General features: G+C 61.4%; 18 protein-coding genes. 2 read left to right on the forward strand and 16 right to left on the reverse strand.

What is annotated here, in order from left to right:
• Positions 1–2: 2 nt before the first annotated feature.
• The 6 genes from JJ917_01905 to JJ917_01930 are packed head-to-tail and all read right to left on the reverse strand — an operon-like array spanning position 3 to position 5,409.
• Entirely contained in the window at positions 3–1,223 is a 1,221-nt protein-coding gene (locus tag JJ917_01905) for an NADH:ubiquinone reductase (Na(+)-transporting) subunit F (GenBank protein MBO6697565.1), read from the reverse strand.
• Complete coding sequence (gene nqrE / locus JJ917_01910; protein MBO6697566.1) at positions 1,220–1,819, reverse strand: NADH:ubiquinone reductase (Na(+)-transporting) subunit E; 600 nt, start codon at positions 1,817–1,819, stop codon at positions 1,220–1,222. Before nqrE ends, JJ917_01905 begins: the two co-directional genes overlap by 4 nt.
• Positions 1,816–2,481 carry an NADH:ubiquinone reductase (Na(+)-transporting) subunit D gene (locus JJ917_01915; GenBank protein ID MBO6697567.1) on the reverse strand — a complete coding sequence of 222 codons (666 nt, stop codon included), beginning with the start codon at positions 2,479–2,481 and terminating at the stop codon, positions 1,816–1,818. The genes nqrE and JJ917_01915 overlap by 4 nt, the downstream gene beginning before the upstream one ends.
• Positions 2,482–3,273: an NADH:ubiquinone reductase (Na(+)-transporting) subunit C gene (nqrC, locus tag JJ917_01920; GenBank protein MBO6697568.1), complete on the reverse strand. Its 792-nt coding sequence runs from the start codon at positions 3,271–3,273 to the stop codon at positions 2,482–2,484. It abuts the gene before it with no gap.
• On the reverse strand, positions 3,266–4,105 hold the full coding sequence (locus JJ917_01925) for an RnfABCDGE type electron transport complex subunit D (protein MBO6697569.1): 840 nt from the start codon (positions 4,103–4,105) through the stop codon (positions 3,266–3,268). The genes nqrC and JJ917_01925 overlap by 8 nt, the downstream gene beginning before the upstream one ends.
• Positions 4,105–5,409, reverse strand: a complete 1,305-nt coding sequence (locus JJ917_01930; protein MBO6697570.1) for a hypothetical protein — start codon at positions 5,407–5,409, stop codon at positions 4,105–4,107. The genes JJ917_01925 and JJ917_01930 overlap by 1 nt, the downstream gene beginning before the upstream one ends.
• A gap of 155 nt (positions 5,410–5,564) precedes the next feature.
• On the opposite strand from JJ917_01930, the gene JJ917_01935 reads away from it, so the two are divergent.
• Complete coding sequence (locus JJ917_01935; protein ID MBO6697571.1) at positions 5,565–6,689, forward strand: polyheme membrane-associated cytochrome C; 1,125 nt, start codon at positions 5,565–5,567, stop codon at positions 6,687–6,689.
• 52 nt (positions 6,690–6,741) lie between these two features.
• Positions 6,742–7,911 carry a cation:proton antiporter gene (locus tag JJ917_01940; protein ID MBO6697572.1) on the forward strand — a complete coding sequence of 390 codons (1,170 nt, stop codon included), beginning with the start codon at positions 6,742–6,744 and terminating at the stop codon, positions 7,909–7,911.
• 15 nt (positions 7,912–7,926) lie between these two features.
• On the opposite strand, the gene JJ917_01945 is transcribed toward JJ917_01940, so the two are convergent.
• The 10 genes from JJ917_01945 to hisD all read right to left on the reverse strand — a co-directional run bounded on the left by JJ917_01945 (position 7,927) and on the right by hisD (position 20,909).
• Positions 7,927–11,259, reverse strand: a complete 3,333-nt coding sequence (locus JJ917_01945) for an error-prone DNA polymerase (protein MBO6697573.1) — start codon at positions 11,257–11,259, stop codon at positions 7,927–7,929.
• Positions 11,259–12,914, reverse strand: coding sequence for a DNA polymerase Y family protein (locus tag JJ917_01950; GenBank protein ID MBO6697574.1), 1,656 nt, complete (start codon positions 12,912–12,914; stop codon positions 11,259–11,261). The genes JJ917_01945 and JJ917_01950 overlap by 1 nt, the downstream gene beginning before the upstream one ends.
• Before the next feature lie 862 nt (positions 12,915–13,776).
• A complete protein-coding gene (locus JJ917_01955; protein ID MBO6697575.1) occupies positions 13,777–14,184 on the reverse strand; it encodes a universal stress protein in 408 nt (135 codons plus the stop codon).
• 34 nt (positions 14,185–14,218) lie between these two features.
• The gene (locus tag JJ917_01960) at positions 14,219–15,283 is read right to left on the reverse strand and encodes a putative sulfate exporter family transporter (protein ID MBO6697576.1); all 1,065 of its coding nucleotides are present in this window, start codon (positions 15,281–15,283) and stop codon (positions 14,219–14,221) included.
• Positions 15,280–16,302 (reverse strand): Ldh family oxidoreductase, encoded by a 1,023-nt coding sequence (locus JJ917_01965; GenBank protein ID MBO6697577.1) that lies wholly within the window; start codon positions 16,300–16,302, stop codon positions 15,280–15,282. Before JJ917_01965 ends, JJ917_01960 begins: the two co-directional genes overlap by 4 nt.
• A gap of 62 nt (positions 16,303–16,364) precedes the next feature.
• On the reverse strand, positions 16,365–17,546 hold the full coding sequence (locus JJ917_01970; GenBank protein ID MBO6697578.1) for a UxaA family hydrolase: 1,182 nt from the start codon (positions 17,544–17,546) through the stop codon (positions 16,365–16,367).
• Positions 17,547–17,557: 11 nt separating this feature from the next.
• A complete protein-coding gene (locus tag JJ917_01975; GenBank protein ID MBO6697579.1) occupies positions 17,558–17,848 on the reverse strand; it encodes a UxaA family hydrolase in 291 nt (96 codons plus the stop codon).
• A 10-nt stretch (positions 17,849–17,858) separates the two neighbouring features.
• On the reverse strand, positions 17,859–18,851 hold the full coding sequence (locus JJ917_01980) for an alcohol dehydrogenase catalytic domain-containing protein (GenBank protein MBO6697580.1): 993 nt from the start codon (positions 18,849–18,851) through the stop codon (positions 17,859–17,861).
• Positions 18,848–19,609, reverse strand: a complete 762-nt coding sequence (locus tag JJ917_01985) for an SDR family oxidoreductase (GenBank protein ID MBO6697581.1) — start codon at positions 19,607–19,609, stop codon at positions 18,848–18,850. Before JJ917_01985 ends, JJ917_01980 begins: the two co-directional genes overlap by 4 nt.
• The gene (hisD, locus tag JJ917_01990; GenBank protein ID MBO6697582.1) at positions 19,602–20,909 is read right to left on the reverse strand and encodes a histidinol dehydrogenase; all 1,308 of its coding nucleotides are present in this window, start codon (positions 20,907–20,909) and stop codon (positions 19,602–19,604) included. Before hisD ends, JJ917_01985 begins: the two co-directional genes overlap by 8 nt.
• Positions 20,910–20,920 lie beyond the last annotated feature (11 nt).

Raw genomic sequence — 20,920 nt, forward strand, 5'->3', positions numbered from 1 at the left:
CGTCAGACCCCGAAATCATCGTTGAAGATGTGATCGCGATCGACACCCAGATCGTCGAGCATCTGGAAAACCGCACGGATCATGAGTGGCGGGCCGCAGAGATGGTATTCGCAGTTCTCCGGTTCCGGATGGTCACGCAGATACCGGTCGAGTGCGATCTGATGGACAAAGCCGACGGCACCCTGCCAATCATCATCCGGCTGTGGGTCGGAGAGCGCGACTGTCCAATCGAAGTTTTCGTGCGTGGCCGCCAGCCCATCCAGCTCATCAACGTAAAGCAGTTCGGCCTTGTTGCGCGCGCCATACCAAAGCGACATCTTCCGCCCACTTTTGGTGATCCCGAGCTGCTCATGGATGAGCGCACGAAGCGGCGCCATGCCAACGCCGCCACCAATGAAGACCATTTCCTTGTCGGTCGGTTGGGCGCGGAAGCTGCCGAACGGCCCGGACGTTATGACCTCCTGGCCCGGCTGCAAGGCGAAGAGCCATGACGATACGATCCCCGGCTCGGCCTCGGGGACGGATGGCGGCGGCAGAGCGAGACGAATGTTGAGAACGACGCGGCGGGCGGCCGTATCCTCTGGACGATTGGAAATGGAGTAGGCGCGGGTGACCTCTTCATCGCTGCGCACGCTGAGATTCTTGATCGATTGCCAAGCGGTGCTGTGCGCTTCGGGCACGTCAATGCTTGTGTAGTCGAGCGCGTAGGGCGGGGCGCTGACTTGCACATAATTGCCGGCGACGATCGTGGCGTCGACTTCATCAGGCAGTTGCAGAACGATCTCGCGGATGAGGGGCGTGAGGGCGGTAACCGAGTGAACGGTACAAGTGTAGCTGGTCGCGCCAACCCATTCCTGTGGCGCTTCGACCTGCATGTCGTCACGAAGCGTGACCTGGCAGGCAAGGTGGACTCCGGCGCGCCGGTCGGCATTGGAAAGCCGTGCGGTCTCAACCGGCTGGTAGCCTTGGTGTTCGTCGAGCACGGTGACCCGGCATAAGCCGCAAGTCCCAGCCCCGGCGCAGGCAGACGGCACAAGCACATCATGTTCATGCAGGGCGGTGAGAAGTTTTTGACCGGTTTTGACATCGAACGCATTCGAGCCGTTGACGGTTATAACGGCAGGGTGAGCCGGCATCAGTACACCCCGCGCCAGCATCACCATGGCGGTGAGCGCGAGCACCACGATGACGATCAAAAGGGTGCCGAACAGGATCACACTCATGGCGCGAGCCTGGCAAAGGCGGAAAAGCCCAGCGACATCAGCCCCGTGACAATGAAGGCGATGCCAAGGCCTTGAAGGCCGGACGGGATGTTGGCGTATTTCAACCGCTCACGAATGGCTGCAAACGTGATGATGGCGAGCGCCCAGCCGAAACCGCTGCCGAATCCGTAGACGACGGACTCGCCGAAATCATACTGCCGCTCGACCATAAACAGACTTCCGCCGAGGATCGCGCAGTTGACGGTGATCAGCGGTAGGAAAACGCCAAGCGCGTTGTAGAGCACCGGCACATACCGATCGAGCGCCATTTCCAGCACCTGGACGAAGGCGGCGATGACGCCAATAAACGCGATCAGCTTCAGATAGGTGAGGTCCATCTCCGGCAGGCCAAGAAAGCCCCAAGCGCCTTCGACCAGCAAACCGTTGAAGATCAGATTGTTGAGTGGAACTGTCAGCGTCTGCACTGCGATGACCGCGATGCCCAGACCAACTGCTGTTTCGAAACGTTCGGAAACAGCGAGAAAGGTGCAGACGCCAAGAAAAAAGGAGAGCGCCAGGTTCTCCCCGAAGATGGCCGTAAGAAGCAGATCGGTCATGAGCGACCCCCTGCCGATTTCAGCGAGGGGTGCAGTTTGAACTTCGGTGGTTCGACTTGTGCGGTCCAGCGGGTGCGGATGACCCAAATCAGTAAGCCGATAATGAAGAACGCTGCCGGCGCAAGCTGCATAAGCCCCAGTGGCTCAAACCATCCGCCATCGGCCACCGTAACCAACACGGTCTGGCCGAACAGGGTCCCGGCGCCCAGCAGTTCGCGGATGCCGCCAACGATCATCAGGATCAGGCTGTAGCCGAGGCCATTGCCCAGACCGTCAAGGATGGATGGACCAACCGGATTGCGCATGGCGAAGGCTTCGGCGCGGCCAAGTACCAGGCAATTGGTGACGATGAGGCCGACGAACACGGAAAGTTGCTGGCTGATCTCGAAGGCGAACGCCTGCATCAGCTCATCGATCACGATCACCAGCGAAGCGATGATGGTGATCTGGATGATCAGGCGAATGCTGGTGGGAATGTGATGGCGGATGAGGCTGATGATCGCCGCCGACATGCAGAGAACCGCAGTCAGCGCCACCGACATCATAGCTGCGGTCGTCAGCGACGTTGTAACCGCGAGCGCGGAACAGATGCCGAGGATTTGCAGCGTGACCGGGTTTTCCTTCACCAGCGGTGTGGTGAGGTGGTGGGTCCATCGCGCCATCTACAAACCCTCCTGCCGAAGCTGGTCAAGGAAGGGGCCGTAGCCGTTCGGGCCCATCCAAAATTGCAAGGCGAAGGTCACGCCATCCCCGGTGCGCGTCGCGCCGGAAATGCCGTCCACCTGATGCACGCTCTGCGCCTCGCCCCGCACAACCTCAATGACAATGTCGCCATGCTCATTGAGCAGTTCTTTGCCCGGCCACCGGGCTTGCCAGTCGGGCTCGGTGATCCGTGCGCCAAGGCCGGGGGTTTCGCCTTGCTCGGTGATCGTGAGGGTCGCGACAGTTGATAGGTCTGCCTCCAGCGCCAGCATGGCTCTGATGGTCGATGCGTAGCCGCTGCCATAAACGGGCAGGACAATGAGCAAGATGTTGCCGTCGCGTTCCAGAAGATGGACCGGCGCGTGGTTTGGTCGGCGGCGGATGCTTGCCAAATCTTCTTCGGTTGAGAGTTCGATCGATTGAGCCGGATCGTTGGCGGCGGCCATCATGTCGAAGCTGGCTGGATCGATCTCTGGCGCGAAGGCTCCGGTTGTCAGGTCAACGATCCGTGTTTCTAGCGCTGTAACGCCAGCTTCTTCCATCACCTCGCGCATGCCCGGCAGCGTGTCGAGCATGGCCTCCATACGAGCGGCCTGCTCGGCCTCAATCTGTTCTTGTTGGATTGGGTCGAGCAGCACCGATGCGGTCGAGACCAAGACGGCACATACGAAGGCGACCAGCGCGGCGATCACAACCGTCTTGGTGGTGTCGTCGTTAGGGCGTGCCAAAATTGCGGCGACGGGGTTAGCCATGCTGACCTCGTGCGTGGCGGCGCTCACGATTGTAGGCGTTGGCAAGCACCATGAGATGATCGATGAGCGGCGCAAAAAGGCTGGCAAGCAGGGCGGCAAAGACAACTGCCTCGGCCGTCAGGCCTTCCATGGAGAACCCAGCAAAAAGGGCTGTCAAAAAGCCAGCGAGGGCGCCGTAGACCCAACGACCGGGGTTGGTGCAGGCAGCGCCAAGAGGGTCCGCGACCAGGAACACCAGGCCGACCGACAGTGTGATGGCCAGAGAGATCGGGTCCCAGATTGTTGATGTGAAGCCGATGGCGGCGAGTGCGATGAGCGAGGTCGCCAAGAGAACACGCCAAGAAATGAGCCCGGCAATGAACAACAGAATCGCGCCGGGCAGTGTTGCCAGTGCGACCGTCAACTCGGGCGCAGCGAGCGTGAGTTGTGGAAACGAAAAGACCAGAAGGGCAAGTGACGCCGCTGCCGGGTTGACGAAGCCAAATCCTCGCCCGCCAAATACCAGTTCCCCAAGCACCACGCCAAGCGACAAGGCAACCGCCAGCTGCCAGGCCTCAACGCCAAGCGGTGCAAACGGGGTGACCACCATTGCGGTGGTCAAGCCGTGAAAAGAGAAATCAGCGTGACGCAGGAAGGCAAAAAGGTTTTCCCAGATCAGCGCCACAACCAGGCAGGTTAGAAACAACGGGACGACGAGCGGTCCACGCGCGATGATATCCACCGCCAGGATTGGCGCGAGCGCGATCGCTTGTAGAAGGCTGACGCGGCCAGCGCTGGAGATCAGCGGCAGCAGAGGCGCCGCGCGCAGGGTTGGGCCGTTGAGATGGCGCATCAGGCGGCATCCTCGGCGAGTTCGTCGAGCACGGCGCGCAGGAGCTGGCGGTAATCGGCGCCGCTGGTGCAAACATGGTTGAGCGCGGCGACATCCTCTTCGACCAGATCGAGCGCGCCAAGCCGTTTGGCCGCCTGCGCATCGCCGACACTCAAGGCGCGCATCATCGGCACAGCAAGCACATTGGCGGGCAGTGCCTGGTCCATGGTGTTGTTGGGGACCAAGGGCGATGCATTGTTGCTGCCGAAAAAGGGTAGGCGGTCGGTCCAAGCCGGGCGTTGTCTGTGTTGGCGTCCCGACACCACCGAAATCTGAGTATCGTAGCGACCAAGAAAACCGAGTTCACGGCCGGAAACCGAAGATCCGGACAGAGTTCGGGTGAGCTTCCGCTCGTTGGTTGCCGCGGTCTGCTCGCCATCCAGCAGACCGCGCAGGCGGGCACCGAGCCGCGCTTCAACCAGACGAGGTTTGCTAAGATGGTCGCCCGTTAGCGCGACGACCCGCCGGCCATCATGACGGCCTGTGAGGAACAGAGTGCCGATGGCGATCACATCTTGAAAGCCAATGGTCCAAACCTGGGCTTCGAGTGATGCCGGCGAAAGCCGATGGATGTGCGTGGAGGCCAGGCCGGCCTGGTAGCTGCCGTCAAAGTGTGCGGCGCGCAGGGCCACGCCTTCCGGGATGCGCACACCGCTTACTTTCGGCAGACAAACATAGACCAGCCCATCGGCCAGCTTGGCCACCGCGGACAGGCCGCGTTCAAAGGCTTCTTGGCTCGCCGCGATGACGGGATCGGGATCGACCGCGCCGGGTGCCAAATCAATTGCCGACACAAATACCGCTTTGGGTGTGGCGTCCGATGCCGGGATGAGCCCGAAGGGTCGGGAACGAAATGCAGGCCAGTGGCCGTGATCCAAAAGTGCCGATCGAACGGAATCGGCATTGCTGCAATCAGGGAGCTTGGCGGAGGCGCCGTTCTCACGGTCTCCGGCAACTGCCCGGATGACGACGGCCGAAAGCGTTCGCCGCGGGCCGTAGTCCATCGAGACTATTTCGCCGGCTAGAGGCGCGACGAAACGGACCGCTTCGTCTTTGCGGTCGACAAAAAGCGTGTCGCCCTCATCGACTTTTGCGCCGACGTCGACTTGGAAGCGTGGCCGCGTGCCGGGATAATCGATGCCGAGAAGCGCGGCGGCGGCGACACGCTTGGACCGGTCGATTTCCGGTGACATGGTGCTGGACGCAGCGAAGCGCAGTCCGCTCCGAACGGAGACGGACTTTAACGGTTTGCGTTCAATCGACATTTACCGCCGAGACAGGAGCGTTGATCGGGCCACGATGCACCTTCCAGCATCGCAGAATAGGGGTCATTGACGGTCGTCAATGCGTCGGCGGAGCGACAGGGTAAGACCGAAGGGCCAGTCGGGCTTCCCTTCCCTCAAGGACAGGATCGACCTCCATGTGCCTTTCAGCTTTGCGCATCCCCAAAATCTTCGCCGTTGCCGTTTTGATCGCCGTGATCGGGCTGCCCGCCGGTCAGGTGGCCGCTCAAGATGATGCGGGAGAGAACGCGATCGTTCAGTTGCAAAGCATCGTCGAGGCTTGGCTTGCATCGCCACACGCCGACATCACCAGCGATGCATTCCACCATTGGGATGAGGATGGCGAAATCCCGGCAACCTGTGCGACCTGCCATACGAGCTTCGGTTTCATCGAATATGTGCGCGGCGCAATGGATCAGGCAGGTGTCGCGCCGATGGCGATGCCCACCGGCGGCACGGTGAATTGCGCGGCGTGCCATAGCGAGGCATCGGCGGTGCTGGTCAGCGTTCCTTTCCCGTCCGGCGTCAGCGTTGACACGTTTGGCAGCTCGGCGACCTGCGCTGTCTGTCATCAAGGCCGTAATGCCGGGACCGACGTTGTGGCAGCGACCGATGGGTTGGACGAGGATTCGGTGTCGGAAGATCTGAGCTTTATAAACGTCCACTACGCGCCCTCAGCAGCAACGCTGATGGGATCGATTACCGGTGGTGGGTTCGAATATCCAGGCCGTGACTATAAGGGCCAGTTCACGCACGTGCCGGACTTTGCGACCTGCACAAGCTGCCACCAGCCGCACAGCCTTGAGCCGGCGGCGGCGATCGAAACCTGCGCTGCGTGCCACACTGGTGCTGAGGAGTTTGCCGACATCCGCACGACACAGGTTGATGTGGACGGCGACGGCGATACGTCCGAAGGGATCGCCAACCCGATCCATACACTGCATGACCAGCTCCACGCTGCCATCCAGGCCTATGGCGCCGATGTCGCTGGGACGCCGATCATTTATGCCGATCAGTTCCCGTATTTCTTCATCGACACCAACGGCGATGGCGAGGTCAGCGACGGCGAAGCAGCGTTCCCCAATCGCTATGCCGCTTGGACCCCGCGCCTGTTGAAGGCTGCTTACAACTACCAGTTCATCGCCAAGGATCATGGCGCGTATGCGCACAATCCTCACTATGCGCTGCAACTGCTTTATGACAGCCTTGAGGACCTGAGCGGCCAGGTGAGCGTAGATATTGCCTCGCTAACAAGGCCCTAGTGGCCGCGTGCCGGTCGGACCGTCTGCCCCTCTGACCGGCATGGATTGCTGAATGGATCTCGCCCAATCGCACGCGCTGGTGCTTGTTGCTATCGGCGTCCTCTTTCTGGGTGGTCTGGCACTGGATGCCTTCGGGCGGATCGTGCATGTTCCGCGCGTCACACTTCTGATGCTGCTTGGTGCGCTGCTTGGCCCACCCATCCTGGATGTGCTGCCGGACGCAATTGCCGACGGCAACCCGATCTACACCGATCTTGCGCTGACCATGGTGGCGTTTCTGCTTGGCAGCTCGCTGAGCCGGGCGACGCTGGCGGCGCATGGCCGGGAAATCCTGCTCATCTCGATCATCGTCGTGCTCGTTTCGATCACGCTTGTTGCCGGTGGGCTTTATCTGCTCGGCGTGCCGCTGCCCATCGCTCTGCTGCTGGGTGGTATTTCCGCGGCCACCGCACCGGCGGCTACGCATGATGTCATCCGGCAGTCGGGCAAAACAGGCAAATTCGTCACCAATCTCACGGGCATCGTCGCCATCGATGATGCTTGGGGCCTTCTGGCCTTCAGTGTGCTTTTGACACTTGCCGCTCTTTTGCTTGGCAACGGCACCGATGGCGGGGCCGTGTTTCACGCTTTCTATGAGGCTGGTGGTGGCATTGTCCTTGGCTTTGCGATCGGGCTGCCGGCGGCTTACTTGACGGGCAGGTTGAAGCAAGGCGAACCCTCGCTGGTGGAGGCGATTGGCGTGGTGATGCTCTGCACCGGCCTTTCGCTCTATTTTGAGGTTTCGTTCCTCTTGACCGGCATGGTGTGCGGCGCGGTGATCGTCAATTTTGCCCGTCACCATGATCGGCCGTTTCATGAGATTGAGCGGATCGAATGGCCGTTTCTGCTGCTCTTTTTCGTCATGGCCGGCGCCTCGCTGCATGTTGAAGCGTTGATGGCGCTCGGCGTTGCCGGTGTCGGTTATTGCGTCCTGCGGTTTGGCGCGCGGCTGGTTGGCGGCTGGCTTGGCGGCAAGGCGTCTGGCCTCCCCGCTGGCGAAGGGGTCTTGATGGGCATGGCGCTGATGCCGCAGGCGGGCGTTGCCATCGGCATGGCGCTGGTCGCCAGCGATCACTTCCCGCAGTATCGCGAGACGCTGGTGACGATCACCATTGCCAGCACCATCTTTTTTGAGATCGTCGGGCCGCTGATGACGCAGTATGCGCTGAAAAAAACGGACTGATGGCGCTCCGGACCTTCAGTGAAAATCGCGTGATTTGGGGATGATGCGCACATCGCGTGGATGGGCGCCGCGGCTTGGCACCGCGTCCTGCAAACGGGCATCGCGGACAAGCCCGGCTTTCACACTGTCGGCGCGTGAAAGCACGGGTCGGAGAACCTCATCGGCTCGGGCCAGGCTGTTGGAGGCCGCGTGCAGCGTGGACAGGCTTTGCAAGGCATCGGTGCGATCTTTCAAAGACGTTGCCATCAAGTGGATCACACCCTCCTTGCTGCGCTGAACATGGCCCATCACCTGCATCAGCTTTGATGCCATCACCACGCGGCGAAAGCGTTCAAAGCGGCTCGCCCAAAGCACCACATTCACAATGCCGGTTTCGTCTTCCAGCGTGATGAAGATGGCGTTGCCCTTGCCGGGACGTTGGCGGATCAGCACCACGCCTGCCGTTTTCACCCATTGTCCATCAGGGGCGTTTTCCACTTGCTGGCAGGTGAGCAGTTTTTCGGCATCGAACTGCGGGCGCAGAAGTGCCATGGGATGAGCTTTCAGCGACAGGCGAATGGTCTGGTAGTCGGCGACCACGTGCTCATTCAGCGCCATGGTGGGCAGCTTGGCATCGGGTTCGGCGCTCAGTTCATTGCGGTTGGCGGCTTCGAACAAGGGTAGGGGGTCATCATCGGGAAGGCGCCGCACGGCCCAAAGTGCCTCGCGGCGGTCCATCCCGGTGGAGCGGAACGCATCGGCCTCGGCCAGAAGCTTGAGCGCCCGGTGGGGCAGGCGGGCACGCTGCCAAAGATCTTCGGCGTTCTCGTAGTTTTCGGTTCGAGCGGTAAACAGTCTGTCCGCCCACTCTTGGTGAAAGCCATCGACCTGACGAAAGCCAAGGCGCAGCGCCAGCTCGCCGTCTTCGCGCTCCAGCGTGTTGTCCCAGTGGCTGTGGTTGATGTCCACTTTGCGCACCTCGACATGGTTCTCCTGCGTGTTGCGCACGATCTGTGCGGGCGCGTAAAAGCCCATCGGCTGAGCGTTGAGCAGGGCGCAGGCGAACACCGCCGGGTGGTGGTGTTTGATCCAGGAGGAGATGTAGACCAGCTTGGCAAAACTGGCGGCGTGGCTTTCAGGAAAGCCGTATTCGCCAAAGCCCTTAATCTGGTTGAAGCAACGCTCGGCGAAGTCACGCTCATAGCCGCGCTTGACCATGCCTTCGACCATCATCTCTTCGAACTTGTGGATCGTGCCGACATGGCGAAACGTTGCCATGGCACGGCGCAGGCCGTTGGCCTGTTCGGGGCTGAACTCTGCAGCCACCATGGCGATCTTCATCGCCTGCTCCTGAAACAGCGGCACCCCAAGCGTACGCCCGAGCACATGCCGTAGCTCCTTGGGATCATGCGGCGGGGCGGGCTCGGGAAACACCACCTCTTCCTCGCCATTTCGCCGACGCAGATAGGGGTGAACCATGTCGCCCTGGATCGGGCCGGGACGGACGATGGCAACCTGAATGACGAGGTCGTAGAACTCGCGCGGTTTCAGGCGCGGCAGCATGTTGATCTGCGCCCGGCTTTCCACCTGGAACACGCCGATGGATTCGCCTCGGCAGAGCATGTCGTAGACGTCTTCATCGCCCTCTTCGATGTCGTGCATTTCAAGGTGCAGCTTCTCATGCTCTTTGAGCAGGTCGAGCCCCTTGCGGATGCAGGTCAGCATGCCGAGCGCCAACACATCAACCTTCATCAGGCCAAGCGCGTCGATATCGTCCTTGTCCCATTCGATGAAGGTGCGATCGTCCATCGCCGCATTGCCAACGGGTACCAGCGCGTCCAGTCGGTCGCGGGTGAGGACGAAACCGCCCACATGTTGGGAGAGATGGCGCGGAAAGCCCATGATCTGATGGGCAAGGTCAAGCACCTGGTGAACGATGGGATTGGCCGGATCGAGGCCGGCTTCGCGCATGTGCTTGGCGTTCACCTCGCGGCCAAACGATCCCCAGACGGTGCCGGCCATGCGGGCAGTGACATCTTCGGTCAGCCCCAAAGCCTTGCCGACCTCGCGCAAGGCGCTGCGCGGGCGATAGCGCACGATGGTCGCGGCGATGCCTGCCCGGTCGCGGCCATAGCGCTCATAGATATGCTGGATGACCTCCTCGCGTCGTTCATGCTCAAAATCGACGTCGATATCGGGCGGTTCTTTGCGCTCTGATGAAATGAAGCGAGCGAACAAAAGGTCGTGTTCGGCCGGATCGACAGCGGTGATGCCCAGCACGTAGCAGACGGCGGAATTGGCAGCCGAGCCGCGCCCCTGGCACAAAATACCCTTGTCCTGCGCGACGCGCACGATCTCGTGGATCGTCAGAAAATAGGGCGCGTAGTCTAGCTGTTTGATCAGCGCCAATTCGTCCTTCAAAAGCCGTTTGACCTTCTCCGATACGCCGGTGTGGTAGTAGCGGTAGGGCGCGTGGCGCCAGACCAGTTCCTCCAGCCAGTCCTGCGCGGTTCGGCCAGGCGGCACGGGCTCGTCGGGGTAGGTGTAGGCAAGCTGATCAAGCGTGAAGTCGATGCGGGCGAGAGCGGCCTGCGTTTCGGTCAACGCCTCCGGTACATCCTTGAACAGGCGGGCCATTTCCGCTGGCGGTTTCAGGTGCCGTTCGGCATTGGCTTCCAGTCGCTTGCCAGCCTGATCCAGCGTGCACCCTTCGCGGATGCAGGTGAGCACATCTTGCAAGGCGCGTTGTTCCGGCGCGTGATAGAGGACGTCGTTGGTCGCCAGAAGCGGCACGCCTGCCTTGTCGGCTTGCGTTTTCAACGCGGCCAAGCGGCGGCGATCATCGCCCTTGCGACCCATGGTGGCGGCGAGCCAGACCGCGCCCGGCGCATGGTGGTTGAGCGCTTGGAGCGTTGCCTTGAGGCGCGCTTCGCCGGTGTCTGGCAGGACAATCAAAAGCAGGTCGCGGGCGTGGCTGAACAGGTCCTCGCAGGTGAGCAGGCAGTCGCCCTTCTCGGCGCGGCGCTTGCCCAGCGTGAGAAGGCGGCAGAGCCTGCCCCAGCCTTCTTTGTTTTCCGGATAGGCGAGAATGTCCGGTGTGCCATCGGCAAAAACCAGCCGTGCGCCAACGACCAGTTGAAACCTCTCGGCTGCTTTGCGCACGGAGGCGTCTTCGTGTTCGCGAAGTTCTTTCAAAGCGCTGTAGGCGCGCACGACACCGGCGACGCTGTTCTCATCGGCGATCCCGATCCCGGTATGGCCGAGCGCCAGGGCCTCTGTCACCAGATCGCCAGGATGCGACGCGCCGTGCAGGAAGGTGAAGTTGCTGCGCACGCAAAGATCGGCAAAGGCGGGGTTCGTGTCTGGCATCAGGCGAAAAGTCCGTGCACGAACCAGCCGGGACGCTCGGTCTCCTGGCCGTAGAGCCCGTCGCGGAACACCCAGAAACGGCGGCCTTGCGTGTCTTCCACGCGGTAATAGTCGCGGGTGAGGCTGGCATCATCGAGCCGCCACCATTCCGGAGCGATCCTTTCAGGCCCCTCGGCGCGTGCCACATCGTGCAGCACGCGGCGCCAACGGAATTTCAGCGGCGGTCCGTCGGGAATTTCCGCCAGCGCTTCGATGCGCTGCGGATGCTGGAACATGTGGAGGGGGCGGCGCGGCGGTTCATCAGGATGGCCGGCGTCCCAAACAAGGTCCGGCATGGCGATCTGATCGGTCAGCTGTTTGGAAGGATAGTCCTTGGCGGCGACCTCATAAGCGGCGCGCTCGGGGATGTGGGTTTGCGCACTGGCAAAGCGCAGTACCGCGTCCTTGCCGAGCCGGGTTGAAAGCGTGTCGACAAGCGCGGCCACCTCCTCATCGGCCATTTCATGGCTATCAAGGCTGGTCTGAGGCTGCGCAAACGGCGCGCAGGCGGCCACCGACAGACGTAGAAGGTCGTAGCCGAAACCGGGATCAAGCGGATCGGCGAGCGTGTCGATGCGCTCGCGGAAAAGTCGCAAAATGGGCGCGGCTGCACGGGTGGGCAGGGACGTTTCCACGCGCAAACGGCGCACCGCACCATCGGTGCGGAACAGGCTTGCCTCGAATGCCGTGCCGCCTTGCCCACGCTTTTCCAGCATCGCACCAGCCTCGCCCATCAAATGCTCGATGGTCGCCAGCACATCCTCTTCGCGGCCAATCGGTTCGCCGAACCGACGCTCCACCGTGCATTGGGGCAAGGGGCGGCGGGCAATGATGGCGATGTCTTCTTCGCCAAGAACCCGTGTCAGATTTGTGGGCAGATCCCTGCCGAAACGCGCCGCCAAGGGTGCGCGCGGCCGGGTGGCGAGATCGCCGATGGTGGCAAGCCCGGCGCGGTTCAGGGCGACGCAGGTGTCGTGGCCAATGCCCAGTGCAGCCACGGGCAGCGTGGCCATGGCAGCGGGTTCGGCGCCTTTGGGCACGATGCCACCTTTGCCAAAACGGGCAAGGGCGCGGGCCGTGTCGGGGGTGGATGCGATGGCAGAGGCGATCTCCATGCCGGCTTGCGTGAAGCGGAGGCTTAGATCGTTGCGCAGTTCGCTCTCGCCGCCGAAAAGATGGGCGCAGCCGGTGATGTCGAGCACCACGCCATCGGCGCCATCCAAGGCGACCAGAGGTGTGTAGCGATCACAGAAATCGGCCATGCGGTCCAGAAGCGCGCTGTCGGCGGGCCGGTCGGTATCGACGGCGATAAGCTCCGGCACGCGCGCCCTTGCATCGGCCAGTGTCAGACCAGGGGTCAGGCCAAGCGTCAGCGCAGTTTGGCTGACGGCTGCGAGCCGCATCGCGCCGCGATGCTTCTCGATGAAGACGATCGGAGCCTTATCCTGTTCGGGCCAATGGCTTGCCTGCCGCCTTAAGCGATCGGCGGGCAGAAACGGAAACCACACCGCCAGATAGCGGCTCGCCGGGGAGCGGCTGACCGGCTGAGCGTTTTTCGCCTGCGATACGCGTGATGGCTTGCTCTGTTGCGATGGATTTGAACTGGCCGAGCTCATGGTGCCACTCCACACGCCAGCTTTGTCCGTGGGTGCCGGCTTTGTTGCGTAAAAGGGTGATGTCGAAGGTTGGATATCCAGGGGCGCCCGCTGCCAAAGCCCGTGAGGGCGCGGCGCGCACCTGCCAGCGGGTGAAGGCGGTGCTTGCCTGCTCTTGGGTGGCGGCGCGCAACAAAAAAGGGGTTGTGCCTGAGTGTTCGGCGGCCAGCGCCAAGCGCCGCGTTGCGGTCAGATCAAGCTCTTTGGGTGATCCCCAGGCTTCGATAATAACGGCGCTGAGAGAGGCGCAGCGCACCGCCTCCAGCCCGGCAGATAAAAGATGAATCGGCTTGCCGACCCGCACGCTGATGAGATTGGCCGGATCAAGTCCGATGCCGCTTAACCCGTGCGGATAAAGCCGGCCTGTTTCGCTTTCGCTCATCGTTTGGCGGATCCACACAATGGAACGTGCATCTTCAGAACGGTTTGAGAGCGTGGCCCTTTGGACAAGCGCCGCAGCAAAGCCACTGGTGGCGGCCATATCGGCGGTCTCGCTGGCGTAAGCTTCGTGCAAAAGCCCCAGCGGCAGACCGCCTTTCAGATGCGCATCGATGGCAGGAACACCCAGGGCAAGCTGGCCACGCGCACGCCATGTATGGTCACGGGGGGTTAGCGCCTCCAATTGGCGGCGTAAGTTTACGGCGGACGCGTTTATCGGTTGGCCCATGATGTGATTCACAGCCTTAAGAGTATATGTTCCTGTTTTGTTCTATAACAGACTCCCCAGCGCCAAGAGTCAATCGCTGGCGTGATTTTGGCTGTGATTTGTGCCGTGACGCGTGGGGTGACACGCGCTGGCGCCACCCTCAAACATCGGTCGCGATTAACGCAGCACCAACACCGAGCAGTGGGCGCGGCGGACAACGCGCGCCGTGGTCGAGCCCAGCACATAATCAGTGGCGCCAGGGGCATGCGAGCCCATGATGATCAGTTCGATGCCGTTCTCATGGGCGTAGTTGGCGATTTGGACGCCTGGCTTACCTGTGATCACCTTGCATTCAAGGTCAGGGGCATCGCCAGCTACAGCTTGCAGCTTACCAAGGATGCTCGTTGTCAGATGGTTTTCCGACTTTACGGTCACAAACTCGGCGACGAAGCCGCTGACCTGTTCCAGCACGGTGAGAAGGATGATCTTGCCGCCCGGCGCCAGCATTTCGCGGGCGCGGACAAGTTTTTGCGCGACGAGCGTTTCATGGTCGAGCGCGACGGGGATGAGGATAGAATTATACATGGTGTCCTTTCCTATCGGTTGCCATCGGGGGGCATCACCAAAGCGCGATAACACCCAGGACGTGGAGCCCGAGCCCGAAGAAGATTGCAATGAAGAGGGTCTGTGCAACGAGAAATGCCACAGCTGATCTGCCGACTTTGACCACATCGCTAAGGCGGGTTTTGAGGCCAACGGCGGCAATAGCGAGCAGAAGCAGCCAGCCTGAAAGCGTGGCGGCGACCTGGGTGAGGATCGGCGGGACGGCAAAAAGTGAATTGATGGTGGCGAGCAGAACGAACACCATCACAAAGCCCGGCATCAGCGGCGGTCGGGCGCTGCTCGTCTCGCCATCCCGTTCCCGTGTGGCGCTGACGAACCGGATAATGAGGGCCGCGCCGATCACAATGGGTGCCAGCATCGAAACGCGTAGCAGTTTCACCAGCGTAGCCGTCTCGCCGGCCTCGTTGGAAATGGAAAAACCCGCACCGACAACTTGTGCCACATCGTGGATGGTGGCGCCGAGAAACACACCGGCCACATAGTCGCTGAGCCCGAAAAAGTGCGTCACGGGCGGGTAGGCGATCATGGCAACAGTGGACAGCACCGTGACGCCGACAATGGTGAAGACCAGCCTATCTTCTGAGCGCTCATCGCGTGGCAGAACGGCGGCGATAGCAATGGCTGCTGATGCCCCACAAATGGCCACGGCGCCGGCTGACAGAAACCCAAAGCGATATTGAAACCCTGCAAGCCGTGCGGTCACCAGGCCAAAGGCAATGGTTGCAAAAACAGCGCCTGCGATGAGCAAGACAGTCGGCAGACCTAGACCGGTCACCATCTCAAAACTGATCCGCGCGCCGAGCAGTGCCACACCGATCCGTAAGACAGGTTTGGCGCCATAGGCGATCCCCGGTTTGCAGCGCGGGACTTGCGACAAAAAATTCAGCATCAGGCCGATGACCAGCGCCATCAGCATGGCTGGGATTTGTGAGTTATCAGCGATGAACTGGCTCGCCATCGCGATGAGCGCGGCAAGCGCTAGACCGGGGAAGAAATCGTAGAGGCGCTGCCACCACGTGTCTGGCGGTTCACTGAGCGCGATGTTGGCTTGATCGATCATCGCTGACCACCAGCCAGGCGCGCCTCGCCCTCGGCCAACGCTTGTACTTGCTGGACGTAATGCCGGGGCACATCCAGACCGTGTTCCCGTGCGGCCTTAAGGCTTGCCGCGCGGCGTTCTCCGGGCAAACGCGCGTCTTCCAGATGGCTGATAGTGGTCAGCAATTCTTCCAGCCGCTCGGAAAATCCAGACTGTTCGTGCGGCTTCAACGCGATCAAGAACTGTCCAACGCGCGGTGGCGGGCCTTCGCCGGTAAAAAAGGACGACGCTTGGCGGCTCATCGCAGCGCCTGTGAGCAGGGCTGCCAAAATCTCCACCATGAGAGCCAACGACGTCCCCTTGGCGCGGCCAATCGGCACCATGGTTCCTTTCAGGCCTTCGTGCGGGTCGGTGGTCGGATTGCCGCCGGCGTCGAGCGCCCATCCTTCGGGGATGCGCGCGCCCGTTTTTGCCGCATGCATGACCTTGCCGCGCGCTACACGGCTCAGCGAAAGGTCGATCACCAGGGGTGACGCATTCTGGCGTGGTGCGGCGAAGGCGATGGGATTGGTGCCAAAGACGGGAACCGACGACCCCCAAGGCGCAATCGCTGCGGGTGCGTTGGCAAACATCATTGCCACCAGCCCTTTGGTGGCCAGCGCTTCGACATGCTGGGCGAGGGCACCGCAATGATGTGAGTTGGTCACGGCCATCGTGGCGACGCCCTGAGTTTCAGCTGCAGTTTCCCCTTCCTCAATGGCTTGTTCAAGGGCCGGGTAGGCGAAGCCAAACTTAGCATCGGTCAGCAGACTTCCCGGCGCCAGGACCTCTGTCTGTGGGTTGGCGTTGCCAGCAATCTTGCCGCTTCGAACTTGTGCCACATAGTCGTCAATGCGTGAGAACCCATGGCCGGCTTGACCCTCGGCTTCCGCCCCGACCAAAGCGCGGGCAACGCTATCGGCCGTCGACAAGGGCACGCCATTGGCGACAAAGGCCGATGACACCAGCGCGTTCGCGTCTTCAAGGCTGAGACGAACCATGTCGCTCATGAGGCATGTCCTGGTTGCGGGCGGCCGTTCGAGCCGCCCGCATGGGAGGGGTTTTAGGCGCTGCGATAGAGCTTGGTCATCGAGAACTCGCGGTGACCCAGCGCTTCGGCAGCCGTGTTGCGGCCATTGGCCGTGCGACGGATCATTTCGATCAAGGCATCACCCGCCTCATCGATGGTCTGCTCGCGGCGCAAAATGCCGGACACATCGACATCCACATGCTCACCCATAGTGCGCACGGTGCGCGGGTTCGCGGTGATTTTGATCACCGGCACGATGGGGTTGCCGACCACATTGCCTTGCCCAGTCGGGAAAGTGTGGATGACGGCGCCACCGGCGGCCATCAGCGTCACGCATTCGGCAGCTGCAGACGAGGAGTCCATGAAATAGAGACCGTTGCCCTGACCGGGCGCTTCGGCTGGCTCAAGAATGTCGATGTACTGCGACGTGCGACCGATTTTCTCCAGATTGCCCAGGGCCTTCTCTTCGATGGTCGTCAGACCGCCTTCGATATTGCCTTTGGTTGGCTGACTATCGGAAAGATCATCGGTCTGGTGGGCGAAGATGACGTCGTCCTGATAGGCCTTCCACATTTTGTACCAGCGCTCGCCAACCTCTTCATTGATGGCGCGTTTCTGGCAGATGTGCTCGGCGCCTGTGATCTCCGACGTTTCACCGAAGAAGCCGGTGATGCCTTCAGGCAGCAGCTTGTCGTACATGTTGCCGACGGTAGGGCAGGAACCCAGACCGGTGGTGGTGTCGGATTCACCACATTTGGTGGACACCCAAAGCTCTTTGACCGAGCATTCTACACGCTGGATTTCCGACGCCTGATGGACGAAATCCTTGGCGGCCCAGGACGCAGCGCGGATGGTTTCCAAATCGCCCTTTTGCTCGATGGAGAACTCGGCAACCGGCTTGCCAGTCTTGCGGATGCCGTCGGCGATGCGCTTCGTCCAGCCCGGCTCAATGCCGATCACCACAACCGAGTGGACGTTGGGGTTGGCGCCTGTGCCGATGATGGTGCGGAAATGTAATTCCAGGTCTTCGCCGAACTGCAAGCGGCCATAGGCGTGCGGGATCGCCAGCGTGCCTTTGATGTTGTTGGCAACCGCCTCACAGGCAGCATTGGAAATGTCGTCCACCGGCAAAATCAGCACGTGGTTGCGCACGCCGACGCGGCCGTTCTCGCGCCGGTAGCCATGGAAAGTGATGTTTGAATATTTCGATGCCATGATTTTCGGTCCTACCAGCGCTTAGTTTTGCAGTTGTGGGTGTGCAGGTGCTCGCCCTGCGCCACGTCGGCGACGATTTTGCCGATGTCTTCGCCGTATTTCATGCAGGTATCGCCCGTTTTCAGGTCTTTCAGCGCGATCTTGTGGCCAATGGGCACATCGTGCTTGGCGGTCAGGCGGAACGTTGAATTGTCGTGGGTAATGCAGCACAGCATGTCGGTACCTGCAGTTAGCCCCTCAACCACGACAACGCCGACATTGTCGGCCTGCTCGTGAACAAGAAGGTGTGGAATTTCAGACATGGATGTCTCCTCAATGATCTGGTTTTAATAGGATTTTTGGTGCGGGGACCGTGCCAGCGCGAATCGCCTGGAAGGCCGCCTGGCCATCTTCCAGAGGCCAATTGTCGGTCCAGTCGAGGGTGCCGAGGCGGCCCTCGAACATCGCTTGGGTCGTGTCGCGGAAGTCCTGCGCGGTGTAGGTGTACGTGCCTATAAAGGTGATTTCCTGCAGCGTCATCCGCCGGATATCGAGACCGCCAGCGGCGCTGCCGAGGCCGATATGAACGATCACCCCGCCGGGTTTGGCGTGCGCCGAGGCCTGCGAGCGTGAGGCTTCGATGCCAACGCCATCGACGATGATGTCAAACATCTGAGTGGCCGACAGTTGATCGGGGGCGATCGAGTTTTGGCCGCACTGTTCATTCAGATATGTGCGTCGCTCAGCGTTGGGTTCAACAATCAAAATGTCAGAGATGCCTTGAGCCTTCAGGCTCAAGGCAGCGCCCAAGCCAATGGCGCCCCCACCCATGACAAGCGCATTTGCTTGGCTGGGATTTACGATCAGTGCTTTGCCAAGGCGTACGGCATGCCAGCCACAGGCGATGGGTTCGGCCAAGGCCGCCTTGTCGGTGCTGATCGTATCGGGCAGGGCAACGAGGTTCCGCTCAGGCATCGCCAACTGTTCAGCAAACCCGCCTTCGCGCGGCTGCATGGAGATGATCTGCCGATCGGGGCAAAGATTGTCGCGGCCCGATACGCAGGCCTTACAATGACCGCAGGTGACGAGCGGGTTCACCGTCACGCGTTGCCCGCTGTTCGGTCCACTGGTCAGGGTTCCGCTCACCTCATGCCCAAGGATCAACGGGGCAGGGCGGCGCTCATCGTGACCGAGAAAGGCGTGCAAGTCCGAGCCGCAAATGCCGACACTGTCGACGCGCACCATGACCTCGCCATCGGCTGCCACCGGGTCGGCGACATCGCGATAGGCAAGCGTCTCGGGCGCGGTGTAGACGAGGGCCTTCATTTGGCGGTGTAGCCTCCGTCGAGCATCAGCACCTGGCCGGTCACATAGGCGGACGCTTGCGAGCACAGAAAGAGAAGGGGACCGTCAAGATCTTCCAGCTCTCCGTTGCGGCCGATGCAGGTTTGCGCGGCGTTCCGGGCGGCACGGTCCGGATCGTCGAAGACGGCGGCGGTGAGTTCGGTGCGAAAGAAGCCCGGGCCGATGGCGTTTGCAGTGATGCCGTCAGCCGACCAGGCCTGCGCCATCGCGCGGGTAAGCTGGCCGATGCCGCCCTTGGACGCGCCATAAGAAAGCCCACCGGGAAAGGCCCGGGTCGTTTGCAGGCTCGCGAATGTCACGATGCGGCCCCAGCCTGCTTCTCGCATAGCTGGCACGAGGGCTTGGCTTAGGAAAAACGGCGCGGCGAGGTTCAAGTCCATCGTCACATCCCAACCATCGGGTGTGACGTCGTCGGCTGGCTCGCGATTGTTGATGCCTGCCGCATGAACCAATATCGATGGCGATCCAAACGGTTCAGAGACTTGGGCTGCAACGCCCCTCAGCGATGCGCGATCGGATAGATCGGCCTCAACGCCACGCACCTTGTTGCCGCCCTCGGCTTGAAGTTCATCGAGCGCAGATCGACGACGGGCAACGCCGACGACATGCGCTCCGGCGCGTGCCAGCACAAGCGCCGCACGACGGCCAAGGCCGGCGCTAGCTCCAGTGACGCAGGCAACGCGGCCTTTGACATCAAAGAGGGCAGACGGCTCAGTCATTCGCCGTCAGATCGAAGGTCTCATCGGGAAAGTATTTGTGCAGGCGAATGTCGGCCGTGCGGGCGTGACCTTCCATGCCTTCCAAGCGCGAGATACGGGCCGTGGCTTCCGCCACCGGCTTGGCACCCTCGCGGGTGGCCCGCTGCCAGGTCACGATCTTCATGAATTTGTGGACCGAAAGACCGCCAGTGTAGTTCGCGGCACCTGACGTGGGCAGCACATGGTTGGTGCCAGAGGCTTTATCGCCAAAGGCAACGGTCGTTTCTTCGCCTAGGAACAGGGACCCATAGCAGGAGAGGCGGCCAAGCCACCAATCCAGATCATCGGCCTGCACGGTTAGGTGTTCGGGTGCATAGGCATCTGATGTTGCCGCCATTTCTTCGCGATCACCGCACAGGATGACTTCGGCATAGTCGCGCCAGGCGGCGGTGGCGTTGTCGCGATTGACCTCCGGCAGATCATTGATCAGTTCCGGCACCAGACGCATGACCTCTTCGGCAAGTGAGCGATCATCCGTGATCAACCAGACCGGCGAGTTGTAGCCGTGCTCGGCCTGGCCAACGAGGTCAGCTGCCACTACGTTCGGATCGGCTGTCTTGTCGGCAAGGATAAGACTGTCGGTGGGTCCGGCAATCATGTCGATGCCGACACGTCCAAACAGGATACGTTTGGCTTCGGCCACGAATTGGTTGCCCGGGCCAACAAGAATATTGGCCTTGGGCAAGCCGAAAAGACCGAACGTCATGGCTGCCACGCCTTGGACACCGCCCATGGCGAGGATTTTGTCGGCGCCGCATTTGTGGGCGGTGTAGACGATGGCTGGGTTGATGCCGACGCCTGGACGTGGTGGCGAGCAGGCAACGATATGATCGCAGCCTGCCACCTTGGCCGTGGTCACTGTCATGATCGCGCTGGCAATGTGGCTGTAGCGCCCGCCGGGCACGTAACAACCAGCCGCCGACACCGGAATAGTGCGTTGCCCCGCCACCAGGCCTGGCACGATCTCCACTTCGACATCCTGCAAGGTGCTGCGCTGTGCTTCGGCAAAGCGCTTCACATTGGCGTGGGCAAAGTCGATGTCGCGCTTCAACCGATCGGGAACCTGCGCCGATGCCGCCGCGATGTCCTCGTCTGTGAGCAAAACCGGCCCGTCATATTTGTCGAACTTGGCAGCATACTCCAACGCCTTCTCATCGCCGCCAGCCTCGATCTCGTCGAGGATGGTTTGCACGATCTTGTTGGTGTCTGACGCATCGCTCTCGGCGGTGAGCGGGGCCTTTTTCAGGTATTCAACGGTCATTGATCGCACGT

The organism is Hyphomicrobiales bacterium (assembly GCA_017642935.1).
Lineage (GTDB): Bacteria > Pseudomonadota > Alphaproteobacteria > Rhizobiales > MH13 > MH13.

Bases quoted from the DNA above. Each gene is read 5' to 3' on its own strand.
- JJ917_01970 (MBO6697578.1), bottom strand. From the start codon at position 17,546: ATGGCATCGAAATATTCAAACATCACTTTCCATGGCTACCGGCGCGAG.
- JJ917_01950 (MBO6697574.1), bottom strand. From the start codon at position 12,914: ATGAGCTCGGCCAGTTCAAATCCATCGCAACAGAGCAAGCCATCACGC.
- nqrE (MBO6697566.1), bottom strand. From the start codon at position 1,819: ATGACCGATCTGCTTCTTACGGCCATCTTCGGGGAGAACCTGGCGCTC.
- JJ917_01905 (MBO6697565.1), bottom strand. From the start codon at position 1,223: ATGAGTGTGATCCTGTTCGGCACCCTTTTGATCGTCATCGTGGTGCTC.
- JJ917_01930 (MBO6697570.1), bottom strand. From the start codon at position 5,409: ATGTCGATTGAACGCAAACCGTTAAAGTCCGTCTCCGTTCGGAGCGGA.
- JJ917_01945 (MBO6697573.1), bottom strand. From the start codon at position 11,259: ATGCCAGACACGAACCCCGCCTTTGCCGATCTTTGCGTGCGCAGCAAC.
- nqrC (MBO6697568.1), bottom strand. From the start codon at position 3,273: ATGGCTAACCCCGTCGCCGCAATTTTGGCACGCCCTAACGACGACACC.
- JJ917_01985 (MBO6697581.1), bottom strand. From the start codon at position 19,609: ATGACTGAGCCGTCTGCCCTCTTTGATGTCAAAGGCCGCGTTGCCTGC.
- JJ917_01955 (MBO6697575.1), bottom strand. From the start codon at position 14,184: ATGTATAATTCTATCCTCATCCCCGTCGCGCTCGACCATGAAACGCTC.
- JJ917_01980 (MBO6697580.1), bottom strand. From the start codon at position 18,851: ATGAAGGCCCTCGTCTACACCGCGCCCGAGACGCTTGCCTATCGCGAT.
- JJ917_01975 (MBO6697579.1), bottom strand. From the start codon at position 17,848: ATGTCTGAAATTCCACACCTTCTTGTTCACGAGCAGGCCGACAATGTC.
- JJ917_01935 (MBO6697571.1), top strand. From the start codon at position 5,565: ATGTGCCTTTCAGCTTTGCGCATCCCCAAAATCTTCGCCGTTGCCGTT.
- JJ917_01940 (MBO6697572.1), top strand. From the start codon at position 6,742: ATGGATCTCGCCCAATCGCACGCGCTGGTGCTTGTTGCTATCGGCGTC.
- JJ917_01925 (MBO6697569.1), bottom strand. From the start codon at position 4,105: ATGCGCCATCTCAACGGCCCAACCCTGCGCGCGGCGCCTCTGCTGCCG.
- JJ917_01965 (MBO6697577.1), bottom strand. From the start codon at position 16,302: ATGGTTCGTCTCAGCCTTGAAGACGCGAACGCGCTGGTGTCATCGGCC.
- hisD (MBO6697582.1), bottom strand. From the start codon at position 20,909: ATGACCGTTGAATACCTGAAAAAGGCCCCGCTCACCGCCGAGAGCGAT.
- JJ917_01915 (MBO6697567.1), bottom strand. From the start codon at position 2,481: ATGGCGCGATGGACCCACCACCTCACCACACCGCTGGTGAAGGAAAAC.
- JJ917_01960 (MBO6697576.1), bottom strand. From the start codon at position 15,283: ATGATCGATCAAGCCAACATCGCGCTCAGTGAACCGCCAGACACGTGG.